Raw genomic sequence first — 19,571 nt, forward strand, 5'->3', positions numbered from 1 at the left:
CGGTTCTAGAACCCGTCGCGGTAGACGTCCTTGTAGAGCAGGTACTCGGCCGGCTCGTCGCCGGCCACGAACGACTGCGGGCAGTACGGGCCCATGTAGATGAAGTCGTCGCGCTGGACCGGGAAGTCCTGGCCGTCGAGGTGGTAGGTGCCCGACCCGGCGGTCAGGTAGAGGCCGTGCTCCTCGTCGTGGATCTCGATCTTGTCCAGGCCGGTGCCGGGCTCGAAGGCCAGGAGGCTGATGTTGAAGTCGTGGCGCGGGTCGGTGGGATCGAGCAGCTCGCGCCGGCGGAACCCCGGCACGCCCGTGTCCTGCCAGGGCTGCTCCTCGCGATGGCCGATCACCACGTCGGGCGCGGCCAGGCCGGGCCACGGCTCCAGCGGGCGCTTGATCCACAGCACCTCCGCCGGACCGTCGCCCGCGGCGAACAGCTCGAAGCCGACGTCGGGCGGCAGGTAGGCCCAGCCTCCGGCCGGCGCCGTCGCGTCGTGGCCACCGAGGCGCAACGTCGACTCGCCCGAGAGGATGTACAGGAAGTCCTCGAAGCCCGGCGCGACGGGCGCGCTGGTCCCCCCGCCGGCCTCCATCGCCACCACGTAGGCGCCGAAGCGCGCCGGCGCCAGGCGCGGCGTGGCCAGCTTGAACACCACCGCGTCGCGCAGGTTGGGCAGCCGGCTGGCGTACCGGTTGGCGGGCGTGAGGATCGTGTAGCCGCGTCCGCGCCGTCCGCGGTCGGCGCGCCAGGCGTCGGTCATGCCCGACAGCGTCTCAGAAGCTGGTCTTCGGGCGTTCCTGCGCGACGCCGTCGACGGTCACGTCCACGCGCTCGTCGTAGAAGCACACCAGCCCCGCGATCGCCGCCAGCGCGGTGGTCGGGAACGCGTAGGACCAGGCGATGTCCGGCACGACCCGATCGCCCAGCAGCAGCGACCAGTACTGGCTGGTCGTGCCCTTGTACGGGCACGACGTGACGGTGTCGCTGCGCTGCAGGTGCTCCCACTGCACGGCGCGACGATCGACGTACGTGCGCGACGGCAGGCCGGTCTCGAAGACCACCACCGGGCACGACGAGGCGGCCAGGAGCAGGCCGTCGCGCTCCACCCGCACGTGACGGTTGGTGCGCAGCGCGTCCACCCGCGTGTACGGGCTGCGCGGATGCACGTAGACCTGCTCCTCCTCCTCGAACCAGGCATCCAGCGCGTCCCAGGCGATCGACACCGTCTCGCCGAAGCCCTCGAGCGTCTCGCGGCGCAGCTCGATCCCGTCGAGCGCCGCGAGCGAGACGTCCTCGACGGGGAACGCGTAGCGCGGGTACTTCGGCGTGTCCCACACGTACGCCGCGCGGCGCGAGTCCACCACGATGTCCTCGCGCAGCGCGCCGCGGATCCGCCGCGGGACCGGTTCGACGTGGCCGACCGGAACGATCAGTCCCGGCCATCGGCTCAAGAGCAGCCCTCCACGAAGTCGACCTCGGGCAGGCGGCCGCTGGAGATCTGCGTGACCACGCCCTTGGGGTTGGCGTAGAACTTGATCTTCCGGTTGCCGGAGAACTTGACGAAGTAGTCGCGCGCCTTGGGCGTGTACTTGTTCGGCGCCGACTTCAGCTTGGACCCGTAGGCCTCCTTCAACGCGGCGGTCGAGTCGCCGACCTCGATGCCCGACCGAGTGGAGATCCCGGCCTTGGAGACGTTGATGACCGTGACCTTCAGGTTCGTCGTCTGCATGTTCACGCCGAGGCTCTCGGGGAACAGCTGGGCGATCCCGCAGGAGTCGTCCCCGGGGGTGAACGAGTTGTTGGTGATCGTCTGGCCGGTGCGCGACTGCGCCTGGGCGACGGTCATCCCGATGCGGATCGACCCGAGTCCGTTCTGGGTGATCTGCGACTTCGTGGTCACGGGCGCCGCAGAGGCCGCCGCGGGCAACGCCACGGCGGCGAGGGCGAGACCGGCGATCGTGCCGGTCAGGAGCTTGTGCATGCCGGCGATCCTACGCCGCGTAGCGGTGGTGAATGCCGATCGTGTTGCCGTCCGGGTCGGTGAAGAACGCCTGATGGCAGACGCCGCTGTCGATCGTGTCCCCCAGGAACGTCACGCCGCGCGCCTCCAGCTCGGCCTTGGCCGCCGCGAAGTCGTCGACGTGGAAGGCGATCGGCGCGTGATGCGCGGCGAACGGGATGCCCAGCCGCTCGACGGCCATCAGCGCGATCGTCACCGTGCCGTTCTCGAACTCGATGCCGACCGGATCCGTCTGACCCCACGCCTTCGAACGCGTCAGGCCGACGACGTTCTCGTAGAAGTCGGCGGCCGCGCCGACGTCGCGGGTGGGCAGGCTGACGAAGTCGACACCACTGATGGACGGCATGGCTGCTCCTCGGGTTGGGATGCGGATTGCACCATGAGACGCCACCCGCCGCGAAACTCATCGGTAGGTTTGTCGATCGTGGGTCCGTCAATGCCGATCCGACTCCTGGGCGGCGCCGTGGCGCCTGTCGCCCGAGCCGGCCTGCGCGCCGGCGACGCCGCCCTGCGCACGTCGCGGGAGCTGACGCTCGAGGCGATCGACGCGGTCCTGGCCTCGAGCTTTGCGCTGGAGGTCGTCGACCGGGTCGTGGCCAGCCCGCTCGTCGAGCGCTCCGCCCAGCGCCTGCTGTCCGGCCCCGAGGTCGAGCGCCTGCTCGAGCTCGCCCTGACCAGCGACCGCCTCGAGCAGCTGCTCGACGAGGCGCTCACCTCGCCGGGGATGGAGCGGATCGTCAACCAGGCCATCGAGAGCCGGCTGGCCGACGAGACGATCAGCCGCCTGATCGAGGAGACGACCGCGCGCCTGGTGGCCAGCGAGGGCCTGTGGATGCTGGTCGACGAGGTGGCGGCCAGTCCCGCGATCACCGAGGCGATCACCCAGCACGGCGTCGGGTTCGCCGACCAGGTGGCCGACGAGATGCGCGACCGCTCGCGCCACGCCGACGCCTGGATGGAGACGGTGGCCCGCCGTCTGCTGCGCCGCCGGGCCGCCCGGCTGGCCACGCCCGACGCGCCGTGACCGTCGTGGAGCCCGAGATCGTCGATGCGGTCGTGGTGCACAGCATCGCTCCGCCGCGCTACGCCGGTCTGGCCACGCGCGTGCTCGCGTTCGCCGCCGACGCCGCCGTGATCAACGTGATCGGCTGGTTCGTCGCGCTGGTCGTGTCGCTGGGGCTGTCGCTGATCGGGCTCCCGACCGAGGTGCGCAACGTCCTGCTCGGGATCGGCTCGCTGTGCGCGCTGCTGTGGACGGTCAGCTACTTCGCGTTCTTCTGGTCGACGACCGGCCAGACGCCGGGCAACCGCCTGCTGGGGATCCGCGTGCTCGACGTCCGCACCGGCGCGCCGCCGCGCCCCAGCCGGGCCGTCCGTCGCTTCTTCTGCCTGATCCTGGCCGCCATCCCGTTCTGCCTGGGCTTCCTGTGGATCCTCGTCGACGACCGCCGGCGCGGCTGGCACGACAAGCTCGCGCGCACGGTGGTGGCCGACGTGACCGACGAGGCGCCCGAGATCCGCTCGGACGTCCGTCCACGCCGCCTTCGCTAAGCGCTCAAACCGCTTTCCGGAGCCAGCTACGGTGGCGACATGAGACGCATCCTCTTGGTTGGGGGGCTGCTGGCTGCGCTCATCTCCGCGTCCCCCGCCTTCGCTGCCGACCGCTTCGACGTCCTGGAAGCGCGGGTGTCCGGCCACCTGCAGCCCGTCCGCGGGAGCGACGGGCGCCAGCACCTGGTCTACCAGCTGCGTCTGCACAACGTGTCGTCCGAGCTCGGCGTCGTCGTCGAGGGGGTGACGGTGCGCGACGCCCGGACGCGCCGCACCGTGGACACGCTCACCGGTCCCGGCCTGCTGGCCGGCATGTCGCTGGGCGACGGGTTCAACCCGGTCCCGACCACGACGCTCGGGCCCGGGCAGTCCGGCGTGGTGTACCTGGCCCCGACGTTCGCGTCGCTGCGGGCCGTGCCCGACCGCATCCAGCACGTGCTGCAGGTGTCCCCCGCGCCGGGCTCGGACCCGGCGCTGTTCGACCTGCGCTTCGGCCGCGTCGTCGTCGGTCCGCCCGCGGCCGTCGACCACCGCCTGCCGATCGCGCTGGCCTCGCCCCTGTGGGGTGACGGCTACGTCGCGTTCAACGGCTGCTGCGCCAGCCCCGGCCACGTGAAGACGATCCTCACCGTGGGCGGCGCCTCGCGGTCGGCCGAGCGCTTCGCCATCGACTGGATCCAGGTCGACCGCGCCGGTCGCCTGGACACCGGCGACGGCACGCGCAACGAGGACTACTTCATCTACGGCGATCCGATCCACGCGGTGGCCGACGGCCGCATCCTGATCGCCACCGACGGGCAGGCCGACACGCCGGCGCTGGAGCGGGGCGACGGGACCGTCACGCCGGGCAAGGCCGCCGGCAACCACATCATCCAGACGCTCCGGCGCGGCCTGTTCGGCATGTACGCGCACATCAAGCCGGGATCGCTGCGGGTCAAGCCGGGCCAGCGCGTGCGCAAGGGCGAGGTGATCGGCCTGGTCGGGAGCACCGGCAACTCCGATGCGCCACACCTGCACTTCCAGGTCACCGACCGGCCGTCGCCGCTGGGCGCCGAAGGCGTCCCCTACGTGTTCTCGCAATTCGACCTGGAGGGCCAGATCGTCGACGACGCGGTCGCCTGGCTGCCCACGCCGCGACCGCGCCGGGCCGAGCTCCCGCTCGACCGGAGCGTGTCCAGCTTCTCGCGCTGAGGCCCTAGCCGAACGTGAAGGCGAAGGCCGACAGCCCGGACTGCGGGCGCAGCTGCAGCGTGAAGGTCTTCGACCGGGGCAGGTCGACCAGCGTGTAGAGCTGCTGGCGGCGGACGGTGACCGTGCGGTACGGCTTCCCGTCGACCAGCACCTCCGCCCGGCCCGGTCCGCTGCGCGGCGGGGAGAGCACGAGGTAGACGCGCCGGGCCTGCACGCGCGCGTCGAGCGTCGCGCCCGCGCCGGCCGTCGCATGCTCGTCATCGACGGTCCACGCGCCGCCCAACGCGAACTGGGACAGCCCGAGCCGCTGCGGCCCGGGGCTGGTGTAGCGCCGCATCGAGGCGCGCGGCAGCGTGGCCCACTGCTGCGGGTCGGCCCGGGCCGCGCCGACATAGGTCTCCGGCGTGGCCCGCGCGCTCGGCGTGACCACGCCCCGCGGCGTCGCGTCGGCGCCCGTCTCGCCCAGCAGCGAGCGGATCGCCCGCTCGCTGACGTCGTAGTCGCCCTCGCCGAACTGCACGTGGCGCACGTGCCCGCGCTTGTCGATCAGGTACTCGGCCGGCCAGTACTGGTTGCCGTAGGCGTTCCAGGTGGCCATCTCGTTGTCCTGGGCCACCGGGTAGCGGATCCCGTTGGCGGCGATCGCCGCCTCGACGTTCCCGGCGTCGTGCTCGAACCCGAACTCCGGCGCGTGCACGCCGACGATCGTCAGCCCGTCCTTGCGGTAGCGCTCATCCCAGGCCTCCAGGTAGGGCAGCGTGCGCAGGCAGTTGATGCACGTGTAGGTCCAGAAGTCGACGAGCACCACGCGCCCGCGCAGCTGGGCCAGCGTCAGCGGCTGGCCGTCGGCCGTGTTGAACCACTTCTGGGTGCCGACGAAGTCCGGGGCCGGTCCGTAGTCGCGCAGGCCGCTGGCGTCGTCGGCGGGGTGCGCCTGCGCGGCCGCGGCGATGCCCCGGGCCGGGCGCAGGTCGTCCAGGCGCTTGCGCACCGCATCGGAGCTCTCCAGGCCCGCGGTCAGCGAGACGTCCGGCGCGTGGCGGGCGATCAGCGTCTCGAAGCGCAGGTCGACCCGGGTGATCAGCGCCAGCGCGGTGACGAGCAGGACCACGCCGAGCACCCGTTGCAGCGTCGGCCCCTTGAAGCGGTCGATCAGCGTGCGCCCGCCCAACGCGATGGCCAGCAGCATCGCCGCGCTGCCCAGCGCGTAGGCCAGGCCGACCGCGACGGTCCGCCCCGAGGCGGCGCTGACCGTGACCACGGCGGCCAGGATCGGCCCCGCGCACGGCGCGTAGACGAAGCCCAGCGCCGCGCCGACCAGCACGCCCGACCAGAAGCCGCTGCCCCGCCCGCGCGGGCCGAAGCGGGCCAGTCGCGAGAGCGGCGCCTCGAGGCGATCGGCGATCCGGGGCAGCAACAGCAGCAGGCCCGAGGCGATCAGCACGACGATGGCCAGGTCGCGGGTCAGCGTCGTGCCCAGGCCCACGCCGTCGACGATCTCGCCCAGCCCGATGATCGTCACGCCGAACGTGACGGTCAGCCCGAGGACGACGCCGACCGGGCGCCGCCGACCGCCGGTCCCGCTGGCCGCCAGCAGCGCCGGGAGCACCGGCAGCACGCAGGGCGAGAGCGCGGTTCCCGCTCCGGCGAGCACCGCGACGAGCAGGAGGACGATCATCCGCCCTCAGGGATATCAGCTTGCGGTCACGTCTTGGCGCCGGGATTGAACGGCGCCTCCCCCGGCTTGTCGGGGCGGAAGCGCAGCGCCGACCAGGTCTCGTCGATCGCCACCTGGCCGTTGGGGCGCAGGCCGTGCTCGACCACGATCGGCCAGAGCGTGTCGCGGTTGATGTCGCTGCGCCCGGCCTTCGGGTAGGCGACCCACAGGACGCGCGGTGCGGCGAGCGCGTCGTGGTGGGCGTCGAGCAGCCGGCGGGCGGCGGCCGCGTCGTCGGCGAACAGGACGGCGGTGGTGGCCGCGGCGAGGTCGGCCACGGCCTGTGCGCCGGCGGGCAGCGGGCCGACCAGGTCCAGACGGTCTGCGGGCAGCACGCTCACGGTGCTGTCGGGCTTGATCTGCAGCTTCTCGGCAACGGTCTTGACGGTCATGGCCCCGATGCTGACCGCCGACGGCCCGGCGCGCTTCTCCGTTTCTGCGCGCTTACCAGCGCGGGGCGTCGGCCGGCGCGGGAAGCGCGTCGGCCACGACCAGCGAGACGTTGTCGCGGGCGCCGCCGTCCAGCGCGAGCGCGAGCAGCAGATCGGCGGCGACGTCGCGATCGGCGGTGGTCAGCGCGCCCGCGATCGCCTCGTCGGTCACGACGTCCGACAGCCCGTCGGAGCAGACCAGGACGCGGTCGCCGGCCTGCGCGCCGTAGCGGGTCACGTGCGCGCGGCGGTCCGGCGCGCCGTCGAGCACCCGGGTGACGATGTTGCGTTGCGGATGGTCGCGCGCCTCGGTCTCGCTGACCAGCCCGGCGTCGACCAGCTCCTGCACGAGGCTGTCGTCTCGGGTCAGGCGCTGCAGGGCGCCGTCGCGCAGCAGGTAGGCGCGCGAGTCGCCCAGGCTGACCACGGTCCAGGCGTCGTCCAGCGCGACGGCCGTGACCGTCGTGGCCATCCCGGCGGTGTCGGGGCGACAGGCGCCGATGAAGGCGATCGTCGCGTTGCCGCGGTCGACGGCACCGGCCAGCGCCTCGTCCAGCGGGCGCTCGAGCAGCGACTTCTCGACCTGCGCCAGCGCGTCGATGGCGGCGCGGCTGGCCACCTCGCCCGCGGCCGCGCCGCCCACGCCGTCGGCCACCGCGACCAGGCGCGGGCTGGCGAACACCGCGTCCTCGTTGTGATCGCGGACCGGGCCGGTGTCGCTGCGCGCGGCGAAGGCGAGCGTCAGCCGCCCCACGTCACTCCTCTTCGACCTCGGTGTAGGCGTCGGCGAGCACCTCGGGCAGCGCCGAGTAGAAGGCGTCCTCGAACTCCTCGGGCACGTCGACGATCACGCCCTCGACGTGCAGGTGATCGCCGTGCGAATGCGCCTGCGGGCGCACCGTGGCGCCGCACAGCACGAAGAACGGCACGAGGCTGAAGTAGTCCAGCCCGTAGAACTCGTGCGGATCGATGCCGGTGCCCTCCAGCAGCGACCACAGTCGATCGGCGTACTGGGACTCTCCCTGGGTGATGAACGCGACCTGGGTCATGGGACCCATGGTGCCAGTTCGCGGCCGGCGTCAGTCGTCCGCTGGCGGCGGCGCGAAGACGATGCGCTTGAGCTCGGGGATCGCGGCGCCGCCGAGGCGCAGCGACGTCATGAAGCCCTCCTCGCCCAGCAGGCCCTGATCGAGCGCGGTGCGCAGCGCGGAGAGCGGCGCGTTGTCCTCTTCGCTGACGTCGTCGCGCGGGACCTCGAGCAGCAGGATGTGGCGAGGGCGGCGGTGCGGCGCGGCGAGGCGGACCATCCGCTCGCGCTCCTCGGGGTCCAGGCCACGCGCGGTACGCACGACCGTCTGCCCCGCGGCCAGGCGCTTGGTGGCGGCGGCGTCGAGCAGCTCGCGGCTCTTGGCCTCGATCGCGTCGTCGGGGACCTTGCCCTGCAGCAGCGCGCGCACCTTGCTCATCGCCAGCCACGTGCTCTGCTCCTCCAGCACGCGCGCGGCGAAGCGCTCGGCGGCCGACTCGTCGGCCGAGACGATCAGCAGCAGGCTGCCGGGCGAGTAGCGCATCCGGTCGCTGGGCGACAGCACGCGGCCGCGCACCGAGACGTCGGGCTTGCGCGCCGGACGGTCCTCGTCCCCGGGCCGGCGGGGACGGTCCGAGGTCCAGCCCCCGCGCTCGTCGGGGGAGATCTTCACGCTGCGCGGACCAGTGGACATGGCCTCAGCATCGCAGAACGCCCGGGCAGCAGGCGGTTCTGGCTCGCCGCGTGCGACCCTGAAGGGGAATGCGTGCCGGAGTGCTGTTCGGAATCGCGGCCTACGGCTTGTGGGGCCTGTTCCCGATCTACTTCCACGCGCTGGACGAGGCGGGCTCGATCGAGGTCGTCGCGCACCGGATCGGCTGGTCGCTGCTGGTGGTGATCGCGCTGCTGGCCGTCACGCGCAGGCTGCACGCCGTCCGCGCGCTGCGGGGCGACCGGCGCAAGCTGCTGCTGCTGACCATCGCCGCGGTGCTGATCGCCATCAACTGGGGCGTCTACATCTACGCGGTCGACACCGGCCACGTGATCGAGGCGGCGCTGGGCTACTTCATCACGCCGCTGATCAGCGTCGGGCTGGGCATGACGGTCTTCGGCGAGCGGCTGCGCGTCGCCCAGGCCGTCGCGCTGGGGCTGGGCACCGTGGCGGTGATCGTGCTCAGCGTCTACTACGGCGGGTTCCCGTGGATCGCGCTCGTGCTGGGCATCTCCTTCGGGACCTACGGGCTGCTGAAGAAGCTGGCCGACGTCGGCGCGGCCGAGGGGCTGGCCGTCGAGACGTCCGTGCTGTTCCTGCCCGCGCTCGTGGTCATCGCCGTGCTGGCCTGGACCGGCGGCGGCAGCTTCGCCACCGGCGACCTCGGCCTCACGCTCCTGCTCGTCGCCGCGGGTCCGGTGACCGCGCTGCCGCTGCTGCTGTTCGCCGCCTGCGTGACGCGCGTGCCGCTGTCGGTCGTCGGGCTGCTGCAGTACCTCACGCCGGTGCTGCAGTTCCTGATCGGCTGGCTGGCCTACGACGAGACGATGAGCACCGCGCGCTGGATCGGCTTCGGCCTGGTCTGGCTGGCGCTGATCGTGCTCACCTTCGACGGGCTGCGGCTGGCCCGCCGCGAGGCTGATCCGGTCGACGTCCTAGCGACGGCCACGTAGGTCGTTCATGCGCCGGCGGTCGCGCTTGGTCGGGCGCCCGGCGCTGTCGTCGTAGCGCGGACCGGACTGGGCCAGCGCCTTGCGCTCCGCGGTGACCTGTGCGCGGGTCTCGATCGACTCAGGCGTCTCCTCATACAGCTTGGCCGCCTCAGTCGCGCTGCCCCGTCGCACGCCGGTCGCCTTGATCAGGCACTCGACCTTGACCTCGCCGAAGCTGATGCGCAGCCGGTCGCCGGGACCGACGTCGCGGCTGGGCTTGATCGGCTGGCCGTTGACCTCGACCCGCCCGCCCTTGATCGCGTCGACCGCGATCGCGCGCGTCTTGCACAGCCGCGCGGCCCACAGCCAGCGGTCGACGCGCACGGGCTCGGAGGCGTCATGCATCGCTCGGGCACGCTAGCCGCGTCTGCTGCTCGCGACCGCGCAGGGTCACCGTGTCGCCCAGCCGCCAGCGCTCGACCTCGCCGTTGCGGGCACCGTCCAGCGCCGCCTCGGAGGCCAGCACCCGCGGCTCGTGGCGCTTGGCCAACTCGGTCAGCCGCGCCGCCTCGTTGACCGGGTCGCCGATCACCGTGTACTCGAAGCGATGCTCGGCGCCGATGTGGCCGGCCACGGCCTGGCCCGCGGCCACGCCGATCCCGGCCTGCAGCTCCCCGATGCGCTCGTGCAGCGCCTCGTCGAGCTCGCGCGCCGCCTGCAGGCAGCACCCGTAGGGATCGTCCATCGCCACCGGCGCGCCGAAGATGGCCAGCGCCGCATCGCCCTCGAACTTGTTGACCCATCCCCCGCGCGCCTCGACGACGTCGACGACCACGCCGAAGAAGCGGTTCAGCAGCTCGACGACCTCCTGGGGCGGGCGTCGCTCGGCCAGGCCGGTGGAGCCGACGATGTCGACGAACAGCACGGCCACGTCACGCAGCTCACCGCCCAGCCGGACGCCCCCGTCGAGCGCGTGGCGCGCGACCTCGACGCCGACCTGGCGGCCGAACAGGTCGCGGATCCGCTCGCGCTCGCTGAGCCCCTGGGCCATCTCGTTGAACCCGGCCTGCAGCAGGCCGACCTCGGTGGCGTCCCACACCGGCAGCTTCGTGTCGAACTCGCCGCGGCGGACGCGATCCAGCCCGCGGCGGATCACGCCGATCGGATGTGCGGTCAGGTACGCCGCGGTGGTCACCAGGCCGAACCCGGCCAGGAGCCCGAGCGCCGACAGCGCGAGCATCGTCACCGCCAGCGACTGCTCGTCGATCTCGATCGGCGTCAGCGCGACGATCGCGATCAGCCCGATGCCGAGCAGGATCACGCCGCTGCCCAGCGCCCAGGCCAGCACGATGCGCGAGGCGACGCCCGGCAGGGCGCGGTCGGTCGGCACGCCCGGGGCCAGCGCTCGCGCGGTGACCGGCCGCAGCGCCAGCTCGGCCACGAAGTACGCCTCCGCGCACGTGCTCAGCCCGCCCAGCGCGACGGTCACCCCGACGCCGACGGCCAGCAGGCCCGACCAGATCAGGTTGACCGCCGTGAAGATGACGACGCCGATGCCCCACAGCGTCGCCTGCACGACCATGATCCGCAGCGGCGCGCGCAGCAGGTGGCGCTGCTGGGCCGGTGTGGGCGGGATGTCGGCGTTCAGCCAGGCGCGCGAGCCGTTGGGCCCGCCCTCGATCGCGTAGCGCCCCCACACCACGCCGATCACGCAGGCGATCAGCGCGTAGCCCAGCGCCACCGCCAGGTTGACCACCGTCGTGGCGTGGGTGACGTCCTCGTCGGGCTTGGGCAGCGCGAACAGCGCGAAGCACAGCACCGACGCGACGCTGCCCAGGTTGGTGAACACGACCGCGATGACGGCCAGCCAGCGCACCCGCCGCCCGACGACGCGGCCGGGCAGCGCCTGGTCGCCGACCAGCCACGGGTGCTCCCACAGCGACGCCAGCGCGGAGCGGGACATGTCGGCGCGATGATCGCACGCCGACAGGCGCCGCTCTGTGCGGTTGGTCGAGAGCGCCGGGTCAGCGGGATAGCGCGCGCCGGGCGCGCAGACCGGCACCGGCGGCGCCCATCAGCGCCCGCTCGCCGGTCGAGCCGATCGCCGGCCACAGCCCGAGCTGGCGCAGGTTCTCGGCCACGTCGTAGAACGAGTGCTCGCGGCACACCTTGCCGTCGCGGAACGCGAAGATGTCGGTGCCGATCGTGTCGATGCGCCGGCCCGAGGCGGGCAGGCCGATCCACAGGGGTCCGTGGTTCAGCGCCCGGCAGCGCCACGGCTCGGTCACCCGGTCGCCCTCGGCGATCACCGGTTCGCGCATCGACCACTCGATGTCGCTGAAGGCGGCGAAGAAGCCGTCGACGTAGCGGGCGTAGGCCTCGCGGCCGCGCAGCGGCTCGGCCAGCGTGACGTCCCAGTACTCGATGTCGTCGGTCACGTGCTCGAGCACCGCGGCCGTGTCGGTCGCCCACGCGCGCTGCCAGGTGATGAAGAAGTCGTCGGCCCAGGTCATCGTGCCGCGAACCGTACGCCTCCGGCGACGTGCCCGACGTAGAGCGGGTCGGCCCAGCTCTCGTCCGTGTGCCCCAGCGCGGTGTAGAACGCCCGCCCGCGGCCGACGCGGTGCGACCAGGCCACCGCGTGGGCACCGGCGCCGGTGAGGGTCAGCAGCACGTGCGCGCGGGGCGGCGTCGTGAAGGAGTACCACTCGTCCGTGCGCGTCCAGTCGCCGGGCAGGCCCGCGGTCGCCGGATGGTCCGGGTCGTCCACGTGCACCACACCCTCGTAGGGCGGCGGGTGCGAGCGGAAGCGGGCGCCGCCGAGCAGCCGGCCGAAGAACGGCCAGTCGTGCTCGGTGTCCGCGGCGGAGTGCACGCCGACCCAGCCACCGCCGCCCAGCACGTAGCGACGCAGCGCGGACCGCTGCCGGCGATCGAGCACGTCCCCCGACGTCAGCAGGAACACGACGACGTCGTAGTCGCGCAGCCGATCGGCCGCGAACACGCCGGCGTTCTCGGTGTGGACGGCACCGGGGAGCTGCCGCGTGAGCGCCGCGACGGCGGGGACGATCGAGGTGTGGCGGAAGCCGGTCGTCTTGGTGAACAGCAGGACGTGTGGCTCCGCGGCGCCCGACGCGGTCGCCGGAGCGAGCGCCGTGCAGAGCAGGACCGCGACCAGCGCGCGCCAGAGCATGTGTGCACGAAAGCACATAGACATTCATGGACACAAACGGCTACGGTTCGGCCATCGACGGGTCGAACGGAGTCACCTGAGTGGTCGAACGAGGCGCGCGCCCCCGGGTCTCCCGCACGCGCCGCGCGCTGCTGCGGGCCGCCCGTGCGCTCACCTCGCCGCTGCTGCCCGACGACTACCTCGAGCTGATCAACCCGCTGTGGTCCACGCAGGAGCTGCGCGGGCGGGTCGAGCGCATCGAGCTCCAGACCGACGACGCGGTGACCGTGTCGATCAAGCCGGGGTTCGCCTGGGAGGGCCACGAGCCCGGCCAGTACCTGCGCGTCGGGCTGGCCATCGACGGCATCCATCACTGGCGCGCCTACTCGCTGACCAGCGACCCCGATGCGCCCGACGGCCTCATCTCGATCACGCCGAAGCTGTACGAGCCCGGCACCGTCTCCCCCTTCCTGGTCCGCCGCCTGCGCCCGGGCACGATCGTGCGCCTGGGCGGCGTCGAGGGCACGTTCGTGCTGCCCGATCCACCGCCCCGCCGGCTGCTGTTCCTCAGCGCCGGCAGCGGCATCACGCCGATCATGAGCATGCTGCGCTCGCTGGCCCGTCGCAACGCGCTGCCCGACGCGGTCCACGTGCACTCCGCGCGCACCGGCGACGACGTGATCTTCGCCCAGGAGCTGCGCCGCATCGACGCCGCCCAGCCGGGCTACCGCCTGGATCTCCAGCTGACCGCCGACGACGGGCGCCTGATCCCCGGCGAGCATCTGGACGAGCGCTGCCCCGACTGGCGCGAGCGCGAGACGTTCGCCTGCGGTCCCGCCGAGCTGCTGGACACGCTCGAGGAGCACTGGGCCGCGCTGGGCGATCCCGATCGCCTGCACATGGAGCGCTTCCAGCCGGTGATCGGCGGCCAGGGGGCCAGCGGCGAGGGCGGGACGATCCGCTTCACCAAGAGCGACGTGGACGCCGAGTCGGACGGCTCGACCCCGATCCTCGTGGCCGGCGAGGAGGCCGGCGCGACGTTGCCCTTCGGGTGCCGCATGGGGATCTGCCACACGTGCACCGGGAAGCTGCGCTCGGGGACGGTGCGCGACCTGCGCACCGGTGAGGTGACGGGCAGTGAAGGCGAGGTGGTGCGCACGTGCATCAACGCGCCCGAAGGACCAGTCGAGATCGAGCTCTAGGAGGAACGGCCATGGCCACCAGCCAGATCGAGAGCCCGTTGGCGCGGCTCAGCGACGAGCAGATCGAGGCGCTCGGACGCGAGTTCGACGCGATCCACGACGAGGTCTTCGCCGAGCTCGGCGAGCGCGATCGCAAGTACATCGTCTCGATGATCGAGATGCACCGCCGCCTGGCCGTGAGCGGGCGCGTGCTGCTGTTCTTCGCGCGCTACAAGCCCGCCTGGGTCGCCGGGACCGTCGCGCTGTCGCTGGCCAAGATCCTGGAGAACATGGAGATCGGCCACAACGTCCTGCACGGCCAGTGGGACTGGATGAACGACCCGCAGATCCACTCCTCGACCTGGGACTGGGACACGGCGTCGACCTCGCAGGCCTGGAAGCACTCCCACAACTACGTCCACCACACGTACACGAACATCCGCGGCAAGGACCGCGACCTGGGCTACGACATCATGCGGATCGACCCGCACCAGCCGTGGCACCCGGTCTACCTGGCCCAGCCGCTCTACAACATCCTCCTGATGGCCTTCTTCGAATGGGGCGTCGCGCTGCACGACCTCGACATCGAGGCGATCCGCCGGGGCGAGAAGCCCAAGGAGGAGCTGGTCGAGGAGCTCAAGGGCATCGCCGACAAGGCCTGGACGCAGATCCGCAAGGACTACATCGCCTTCCCCGCGCTCAGCGCGCTGGCCTTCCGCAAGCGCGGGTTCAAGGCCACGCTGACCGCCGACTTCACCGCCAACGTGATCCGCAACTTCTGGTCCAACGCGATCATCTTCTGCGGGCACTTCCCCGACCAGACCTACACGTTCAGCCCCGAAGAGGTCGAGAACGAGACGCGCGGCGGCTGGTACGTGCGCCAGCTCCTGGGCGCCGCCAACATCGAGGGCAGCCCGCTGTTCCACGTGGCCAGCGGGAACCTCGGCTACCAGGTCGAGCACCATCTGTTCCCCGACATGCCGAGCACCCGCTACGGCGAGATCGCCCCGCGCGTGCGCGACATCTGCGAGCGCTACGGCCTGCCCTACAACACCGGCCCGTTCTCCAAGCAGTGGGGCACCGTCCAGCGCACGATCGCGCGCCTCGCCTTCCCCGGTGGCAAGCCGCGCCCCAAGCCGGGCCCGTACCGCTCGGGTCAGCCGGGGCGCACCATCTCGAACAGCGCGTCGACGACGGCGTAGTCGCCCAGGTAGCCGCAGCGGGCGATCGGCTGGATCGCGGCGGTGTCGACGCGCCCGTCGGCCCGGATGAACGCCTCGTCCAGGTGGACGCCGACGACCTGGCCGACGATCAGGAAGTGGCCGGTGGGCTCGCCCTCGAGGTCGGTCAGCTCCTGGTCGAACACCACGCGGCACTCCAGCGCGCAGGGGCTGGCCGCGACCCGCGGCACGTCGATCAGGCGCGACGGCGCCATCTCCAGGCCCGCGTGCTCGAACTCGCTGTGGCCGTGCGGGAGCGGCTGTGAGCTGAGGTTCATCTGCTCGCGCAGCGCGTACGTCGGGAGGTTCCACACGAACGCGCCCGTGTGGCTGGCGAACGAGGAGGAGTGCTTGCGACCGATGCTCGAGAAGGCGACCATCGGCGGCCGCTCGCAGACGGCGTTGAAGAAGCTGTAGGGCGCGAGGTTGACCTCGCCGGCCGGGCCGACGCTGGAGATCCAGCCGATCGGGCGGGGCGCGACGAGCGCCTTGAACGGGTCATGCGGGAGCAGGTCGCGGTCGCGCTGATCGGGCTCGTAGAAGATCACCGCCCGAGTATCGCGTGCGGCAGAACGCTGTCATCGCTGCAGGTTCCGGCCCCGAACGCGCCGCGAAGCTGCGCAAACCTGCGCAGAAGCTCCATCGCGCGTCGCGCGCACGTCCCGAGGCCGAATCTGGTCAACGACATGGACGTTCGCCTGCCCGCCCTCACCGCCCTCGCCGTCTTCGCCCTCGCCGCGCCCGCGTCAGCGGCCACGCCGGCCAACGGCGGCGCGAGCTTCCCGACCAAGAAGCAGGCCGTGCAGGCACAGGCGCCCGTCGTCGCCCCGCCGACCGGCGGCACCGACACCACCACCCCGCCGCCCGCCGATCCGGCCACCGCGGTGGCCACCTTGGCCGGCGACGGCACGGCGATCGCCCCGGCGGGCGCGCCCGCCCAGGTGACGGCGCTGATCGCCGCGGCCAACAAGATCGCCACGCTCCCCTATCGCTACGGCGGCGGCCACGGCTCCTTCGAGGACAAGGCCTACGACTGCTCGGGCTCGGTGTCCTACGCGCTGCACGGCGCCCACCTGCTCGACACCACGCTGGACTCGACCAGCCTGATGACCTGGGGCCGGTCGGGCGCCGGATCGTGGATCACGATCTACGCCAACAAGGAGCACACGTTCCTCGTCGTCGCCGGGCTGCGCTTCGACACCTCCGGGCAGAAGGCGGCCGGCACGCGCTGGCAGCCGATGGACCGCTCGACGAAGGGCTTCGTCGTGCGTCACCCCGACGGCCTGTGAAGCGCTAGACGGTCGCTCCGGCGTCGTCGAGGTAGATCCAGATCTGCATGCGCCACTGGGCGGCGAGGCTCTCGTTGCCGCTGATGCGCGCGTCACACCAGATCTCGCCCTCGGCGGCGATCGTGCGGTGGACCAGGGAGCGCAGGTCGGCGGCATCCTGGGGCGCCAGCGAGGCGATCTGGGCACCATGCTTGGCGAAGACGTGGATCTCCTCCCCCTCCGGCTGCAGCCGCACGCGCGTGAACTCCTCGATCGGCGGCAGCGAACGGCGGGTGGCCGTCGCGGCGCGCAGGATCTCGTCGATGAAGTTCGACTCGCCGACGCAGGCGATCGCGACGGAGCGCTGGCTGGGGACTTGCCAGGTGGAGTGGTGCATTTCGCTTTCATCGTCGGCGTCTGGCGCGCGATTCTTGAATGGCGACGCCCGCGATCGGCCGATCGCCTACCTTGACCGGGCACATGGCCACCGCCGCGAGCAGCCCGCCGGCCCCACGCGACGACCGCATCAACGGCGTGATCTTCATCGCCGCGATGGTCGCGCTGATGTGGGTCGTCGAGGTGATCGACTCGATCTCGGGTGGTGATCTGGAGCAGCACGGCATCGAGCCGCACGATGTCGACGCGCTCCCGGCCATCGCCGCCGCGCCCTTCCTGCACGGCTCCTGGGGACACCTGATCGGCAACACGATCCCGTTCCTGATCCTCGGCGCGACGATCGCGCTCAGCGGACTGCGCCGGGTGGTCTGGGTGACGGTCATCGTCGCCGTCGTCGGCGGGCTGGGCGTGTGGATCTTCGCCCCGACCAACACCGTTCACATCGGGGCCAGCGGGCTGGTCTTCGGCTACGCCACCTACCTGATCTTCCGCGGCCTGTTCAGCCGCAGCATGCTGCACATCGCGATCGGGCTGGTGGTCGTGGTGATCTACGGCACGACGCTGCTGTTCTCGCTCGCGCCCCGCGACGGGATCTCCTGGCAAGGGCACCTGTTCGGGGCGATCGGCGGCGTCGTCGCGGCCTGGTGGTTGGACCGCCGAGACCGCCAGAACGACTCGGCTCCGGGACGTTCGTCGCCCCGCCTGTCCTCTGTCTGACGTTCCGCACCGGCGACCGGTGCATCGCCTGGGTCTGCGGGTACGTCGCCAGAGTGGAGAGCGCAACAGCACGAGTCAGAACCGGCGAGTCGACCCGCCGACCGCGCACGGACGAGCTGCAACGACTGTGGAAGCAGTACCGCGTCCGGCCCGACGACAAGCGGATTCGCGACCGGCTGATCCTGTCGCTGGCGCCGATGGTCAAGTTCATCGTCTACCGCAAGGTCCGCAACGTGCCCGCGCACGTGGAGATCGAGGACTACCTGTCGGTCGGCATCGAGGCGCTGATCCTCTCGCTGGATCGCTACGACCCGACGAAGGGCGCCACGCTGGAGCAGTTCGCGTGGACCCGCGTGCACGGCGCGGTCCTGGACGAGCTGCGCCGTCAGGACTGGGCGCCGCGTTCGGTGCGCCGCTGGGAGCGCGACATCGAGAAGGCCGTCGCGGACTTCACCGGCGTCCACGGCCGGCGGCCCCACCAGGAGGAGCTGGCCGAGATGCTCGGCTGCTCGCAGGACGAGCTGCGCCGCCACCGCCACGACATCGCCCGCTCCGACGTGACCTCGCTCAACGCGGTGGTGCTCTCCGAGGACGACACCGAGGTCGAGCGCCTGGAGACGCTGGCCTCCGCCGACGAACGCCTCAACCCAGAGGCCGCCGCGCTGCAGAGCGACGCCAAGGACCGCTTCCGCGACGCCTTCGCCGACCTGCCCCAGCGCGAGCGCGAGATCGCGGTGCTGCTCTACGTCAAGCACCTGACGATGGCCGAGATCGGTGAGGTGATGGGCGTGTCGGAGAGCCGGATCTGCCAGATCCACGGCCGCACGAAGAAGCGCCTGCGGTCTGCCCTGCAGGAGGACGACGCCGCGCTGTTCCACCTCGTCGCGTAGGGCTGTGACTGTGAGAGGCTGCCCGCCATGGGTCGCCTCTGTCTCGCGTGGGTGCTGGGCACCCTCGCCCTCGCCGCGCTTCCTGCTGCCGCCTCGGCCGACACCGTCTGGCTGTGCCAGCCGGGCCGGCCCAACCCCTGCAACGGGAGCCTGAAGGCGACCGTCATCACCCCGGCGGGGGTCCCGACCGGCGCGACGGTCGACCCGCGGATCGACCAGCGAGCGCCGATCGACTGCTTCTACGTCTACCCCACGGTCAGCGAGCAGCCCGGGCCGCTGGCCACGCTGGACGTCGACCAGGCGCAGCGGTCGATCGCGCTCTATCAGGCGTCGCCGTTCTCGCAGACCTGCCGGGTGTGGGCGCCCATGTACCGCCAGCTCACGCTGACGGCGATCAACGCGCCGGCGGGCACGGTCTCCGCGGCGCAGCGCGCGACCGCCTACAGCGACGTGCGCGCCGCCTGGCTGGACTACCTGCGCCACGACAACCACGGCCGCGGTGTCGTGTTCATCGGCCATTCCCAGGGCACGTTCATGCTGCGCCAGCTGATCAGCCGCGAGGTCGATCCCAAGCCGGCCGTGCGCAAGCGCCTGGTCGGCGCGCTGCTGCTGGGCGGCAACGTCACCGTGGCCAAGGGGCAGGACGTCGGCGGCGACTTCCAGCACGTCGCCGCCTGCCGGCGCAACGGCCAGATCGGCTGCGTCGTGGCCTACTCGATCTTCGATGAGCCGGTGCCCGCCGACGCGCTGTTCGGCCGCACCACGGACGCCAAGCTCGAGGTCCTGTGCACGAACCCCGCAGCGCTGCGCGGCGGCTCGGGCCTGCTGCGCTCCGCCGAGCCGACGACGCCCTTCGGCGGGACGATCGGCGCGGCGATCGACCTGCTGGGCATGCAGGTGCCGGCCGTCGACACGCCGTGGGTGGTCACGCGCGGCGGCTACTCGGCCCGCTGCTCGGACGCCGACGGCGCGGACGTCCTCCAGGTCACCCCGCGCGACGGCGCCCCGCTGCTGCACCCGGTGCCCACGCCGGGCTGGGGGCTGCACCTGGCCGACATGAACCTGCCGATGGACGACCTCGTGCAGATCGTGCGCGATCAGGCCCGCGCCTACGCCAAACGGTGAACCACATGTGGCCGGGGCGTTAACGT

25 protein-coding genes are annotated in these 19,571 nt (G+C 72.0%); 10 read left to right on the forward strand and 15 right to left on the reverse strand.

Annotation, left to right across the window (positions count from 1 at the left end):
* Positions 1-5: 5 nt before the first annotated feature.
* From ACZ5UI_RS07585 to ACZ5UI_RS07600, 4 genes are read right to left on the reverse strand one after another with little or no spacing between them, the layout of a single operon-like run.
* A complete protein-coding gene (locus ACZ5UI_RS07585) occupies positions 6-755 on the reverse strand; it encodes a cupin domain-containing protein (RefSeq protein ID WP_464195852.1) in 750 nt (249 codons plus the stop codon).
* A 13-nt stretch (positions 756-768) separates the two neighbouring features.
* Positions 769-1,446 (reverse strand): DUF427 domain-containing protein, encoded by a 678-nt coding sequence (locus tag ACZ5UI_RS07590; protein WP_464195854.1) that lies wholly within the window; start codon positions 1,444-1,446, stop codon positions 769-771.
* Positions 1,443-1,976 carry a hypothetical protein gene (locus ACZ5UI_RS07595; protein WP_464195856.1) on the reverse strand — a complete coding sequence of 178 codons (534 nt, stop codon included), beginning with the start codon at positions 1,974-1,976 and terminating at the stop codon, positions 1,443-1,445. Before ACZ5UI_RS07595 ends, ACZ5UI_RS07590 begins: the two co-directional genes overlap by 4 nt.
* Positions 1,977-1,986: 10 nt before the next feature.
* On the reverse strand, positions 1,987-2,361 hold the full coding sequence (locus tag ACZ5UI_RS07600) for a VOC family protein (RefSeq protein ID WP_464195858.1): 375 nt from the start codon (positions 2,359-2,361) through the stop codon (positions 1,987-1,989).
* Positions 2,362-2,451: 90 nt separating this feature from the next.
* Between ACZ5UI_RS07600 and ACZ5UI_RS07605 the strand changes: the two genes are divergently transcribed.
* The 3 genes from ACZ5UI_RS07605 to ACZ5UI_RS07615 are packed head-to-tail and all read left to right on the forward strand — an operon-like array spanning position 2,452 to position 4,757.
* Entirely contained in the window at positions 2,452-3,039 is a 588-nt protein-coding gene (locus tag ACZ5UI_RS07605; RefSeq protein ID WP_464195860.1) for a hypothetical protein, read from the forward strand.
* Complete coding sequence (locus tag ACZ5UI_RS07610; protein ID WP_464195862.1) at positions 3,036-3,566, forward strand: RDD family protein; 531 nt, start codon at positions 3,036-3,038, stop codon at positions 3,564-3,566. Before ACZ5UI_RS07605 ends, ACZ5UI_RS07610 begins: the two co-directional genes overlap by 4 nt.
* A 39-nt stretch (positions 3,567-3,605) precedes the next feature.
* Positions 3,606-4,757, forward strand: a complete 1,152-nt coding sequence (locus ACZ5UI_RS07615) for a M23 family metallopeptidase (protein WP_464195864.1) — start codon at positions 3,606-3,608, stop codon at positions 4,755-4,757.
* Between the two features lie 4 nt (positions 4,758-4,761).
* Here the strand turns inward: ACZ5UI_RS07615 and ACZ5UI_RS07620 are convergent, their stop codons facing one another.
* From ACZ5UI_RS07620 to ACZ5UI_RS07640, 5 genes are read right to left on the reverse strand one after another with little or no spacing between them, the layout of a single operon-like run.
* The gene (locus ACZ5UI_RS07620) at positions 4,762-6,435 is read right to left on the reverse strand and encodes a cytochrome c biogenesis protein DipZ (protein ID WP_464195866.1); all 1,674 of its coding nucleotides are present in this window, start codon (positions 6,433-6,435) and stop codon (positions 4,762-4,764) included.
* Between the two features lie 26 nt (positions 6,436-6,461).
* Positions 6,462-6,866 carry a hypothetical protein gene (locus ACZ5UI_RS07625; protein ID WP_464195868.1) on the reverse strand — a complete coding sequence of 135 codons (405 nt, stop codon included), beginning with the start codon at positions 6,864-6,866 and terminating at the stop codon, positions 6,462-6,464.
* A 52-nt stretch (positions 6,867-6,918) separates the two neighbouring features.
* Positions 6,919-7,659, reverse strand: a complete 741-nt coding sequence (locus ACZ5UI_RS07630) for a PP2C family protein-serine/threonine phosphatase (protein WP_464195870.1) — start codon at positions 7,657-7,659, stop codon at positions 6,919-6,921.
* A gap of 1 nt (position 7,660) precedes the next feature.
* Entirely contained in the window at positions 7,661-7,954 is a 294-nt protein-coding gene (locus ACZ5UI_RS07635) for a hypothetical protein (protein ID WP_464195872.1), read from the reverse strand.
* 30 nt (positions 7,955-7,984) lie between these two features.
* Positions 7,985-8,626 (reverse strand): hypothetical protein, encoded by a 642-nt coding sequence (locus ACZ5UI_RS07640; RefSeq protein ID WP_464195874.1) that lies wholly within the window; start codon positions 8,624-8,626, stop codon positions 7,985-7,987.
* 80 nt (positions 8,627-8,706) lie between these two features.
* Here ACZ5UI_RS07640 and rarD point away from each other — a divergent pair, with 80 nt between their 5' ends.
* The gene (gene rarD, locus ACZ5UI_RS07645; RefSeq protein ID WP_464195876.1) at positions 8,707-9,597 is read left to right on the forward strand and encodes an EamA family transporter RarD; all 891 of its coding nucleotides are present in this window, start codon (positions 8,707-8,709) and stop codon (positions 9,595-9,597) included.
* Here the strand turns inward: rarD and ACZ5UI_RS07650 are convergent.
* The 4 genes from ACZ5UI_RS07650 to ACZ5UI_RS07665 all read right to left on the reverse strand — a co-directional run bounded on the left by ACZ5UI_RS07650 (position 9,580) and on the right by ACZ5UI_RS07665 (position 12,769).
* Positions 9,580-9,981, reverse strand: coding sequence for an RNA-binding S4 domain-containing protein (locus tag ACZ5UI_RS07650; RefSeq protein ID WP_464195878.1), 402 nt, complete (start codon positions 9,979-9,981; stop codon positions 9,580-9,582). The genes rarD and ACZ5UI_RS07650 overlap by 18 nt on opposite strands.
* Complete coding sequence (locus tag ACZ5UI_RS07655; protein ID WP_464195880.1) at positions 9,974-11,539, reverse strand: adenylate/guanylate cyclase domain-containing protein; 1,566 nt, start codon at positions 11,537-11,539, stop codon at positions 9,974-9,976. The genes ACZ5UI_RS07650 and ACZ5UI_RS07655 overlap by 8 nt, the downstream gene beginning before the upstream one ends.
* 61 nt (positions 11,540-11,600) lie before the next feature.
* On the reverse strand, positions 11,601-12,089 hold the full coding sequence (locus ACZ5UI_RS07660; RefSeq protein WP_464195882.1) for an ester cyclase: 489 nt from the start codon (positions 12,087-12,089) through the stop codon (positions 11,601-11,603).
* Positions 12,086-12,769 carry a ThuA domain-containing protein gene (locus ACZ5UI_RS07665; RefSeq protein ID WP_464195884.1) on the reverse strand — a complete coding sequence of 228 codons (684 nt, stop codon included), beginning with the start codon at positions 12,767-12,769 and terminating at the stop codon, positions 12,086-12,088. The genes ACZ5UI_RS07660 and ACZ5UI_RS07665 overlap by 4 nt, the downstream gene beginning before the upstream one ends.
* 80 nt (positions 12,770-12,849) lie before the next feature.
* Here ACZ5UI_RS07665 and ACZ5UI_RS07670 point away from each other — a divergent pair, with 80 nt between their 5' ends.
* Together ACZ5UI_RS07670 and ACZ5UI_RS07675 are read left to right on the forward strand one after the other, a co-directional pair.
* Positions 12,850-13,950, forward strand: coding sequence for a ferredoxin reductase (locus ACZ5UI_RS07670; RefSeq protein WP_464195886.1), 1,101 nt, complete (start codon positions 12,850-12,852; stop codon positions 13,948-13,950).
* Between the two features lie 11 nt (positions 13,951-13,961).
* Complete coding sequence (locus tag ACZ5UI_RS07675) at positions 13,962-15,131, forward strand: fatty acid desaturase family protein (protein ID WP_464195888.1); 1,170 nt, start codon at positions 13,962-13,964, stop codon at positions 15,129-15,131.
* Here the strand turns inward: ACZ5UI_RS07675 and ACZ5UI_RS07680 are convergent.
* A complete protein-coding gene (locus ACZ5UI_RS07680) occupies positions 15,086-15,694 on the reverse strand; it encodes a flavin reductase family protein (RefSeq protein WP_464197782.1) in 609 nt (202 codons plus the stop codon). The genes ACZ5UI_RS07675 and ACZ5UI_RS07680 overlap by 46 nt on opposite strands.
* Positions 15,695-15,835: 141 nt before the next feature.
* On the opposite strand from ACZ5UI_RS07680, the gene ACZ5UI_RS07685 reads away from it, so the two are divergent.
* On the forward strand, positions 15,836-16,438 hold the full coding sequence (locus tag ACZ5UI_RS07685; RefSeq protein WP_464195890.1) for a hypothetical protein: 603 nt from the start codon (positions 15,836-15,838) through the stop codon (positions 16,436-16,438).
* 4 nt (positions 16,439-16,442) lie between these two features.
* On the opposite strand, the gene ACZ5UI_RS07690 is transcribed toward ACZ5UI_RS07685, so the two are convergent.
* Complete coding sequence (locus ACZ5UI_RS07690) at positions 16,443-16,814, reverse strand: hypothetical protein (RefSeq protein WP_464195892.1); 372 nt, start codon at positions 16,812-16,814, stop codon at positions 16,443-16,445.
* Positions 16,815-16,897: 83 nt separating this feature from the next.
* On the opposite strand from ACZ5UI_RS07690, the gene ACZ5UI_RS07695 reads away from it, so the two are divergent.
* From ACZ5UI_RS07695 to ACZ5UI_RS07705, 3 genes are read left to right on the forward strand one after another with little or no spacing between them, the layout of a single operon-like run.
* Entirely contained in the window at positions 16,898-17,530 is a 633-nt protein-coding gene (locus ACZ5UI_RS07695) for a rhomboid family intramembrane serine protease (RefSeq protein ID WP_464195894.1), read from the forward strand.
* 53 nt (positions 17,531-17,583) lie between these two features.
* Positions 17,584-18,420 (forward strand): sigma-70 family RNA polymerase sigma factor, encoded by an 837-nt coding sequence (locus ACZ5UI_RS07700; RefSeq protein WP_464195896.1) that lies wholly within the window; start codon positions 17,584-17,586, stop codon positions 18,418-18,420.
* A 27-nt stretch (positions 18,421-18,447) separates the two neighbouring features.
* Entirely contained in the window at positions 18,448-19,545 is a 1,098-nt protein-coding gene (locus ACZ5UI_RS07705) for a DUF3089 domain-containing protein (RefSeq protein WP_464195898.1), read from the forward strand.
* The last annotated feature ends 26 nt before the right edge of the window (positions 19,546-19,571 follow it).

This window comes from Conexibacter sp. JCM 18997, from assembly GCF_055391915.1.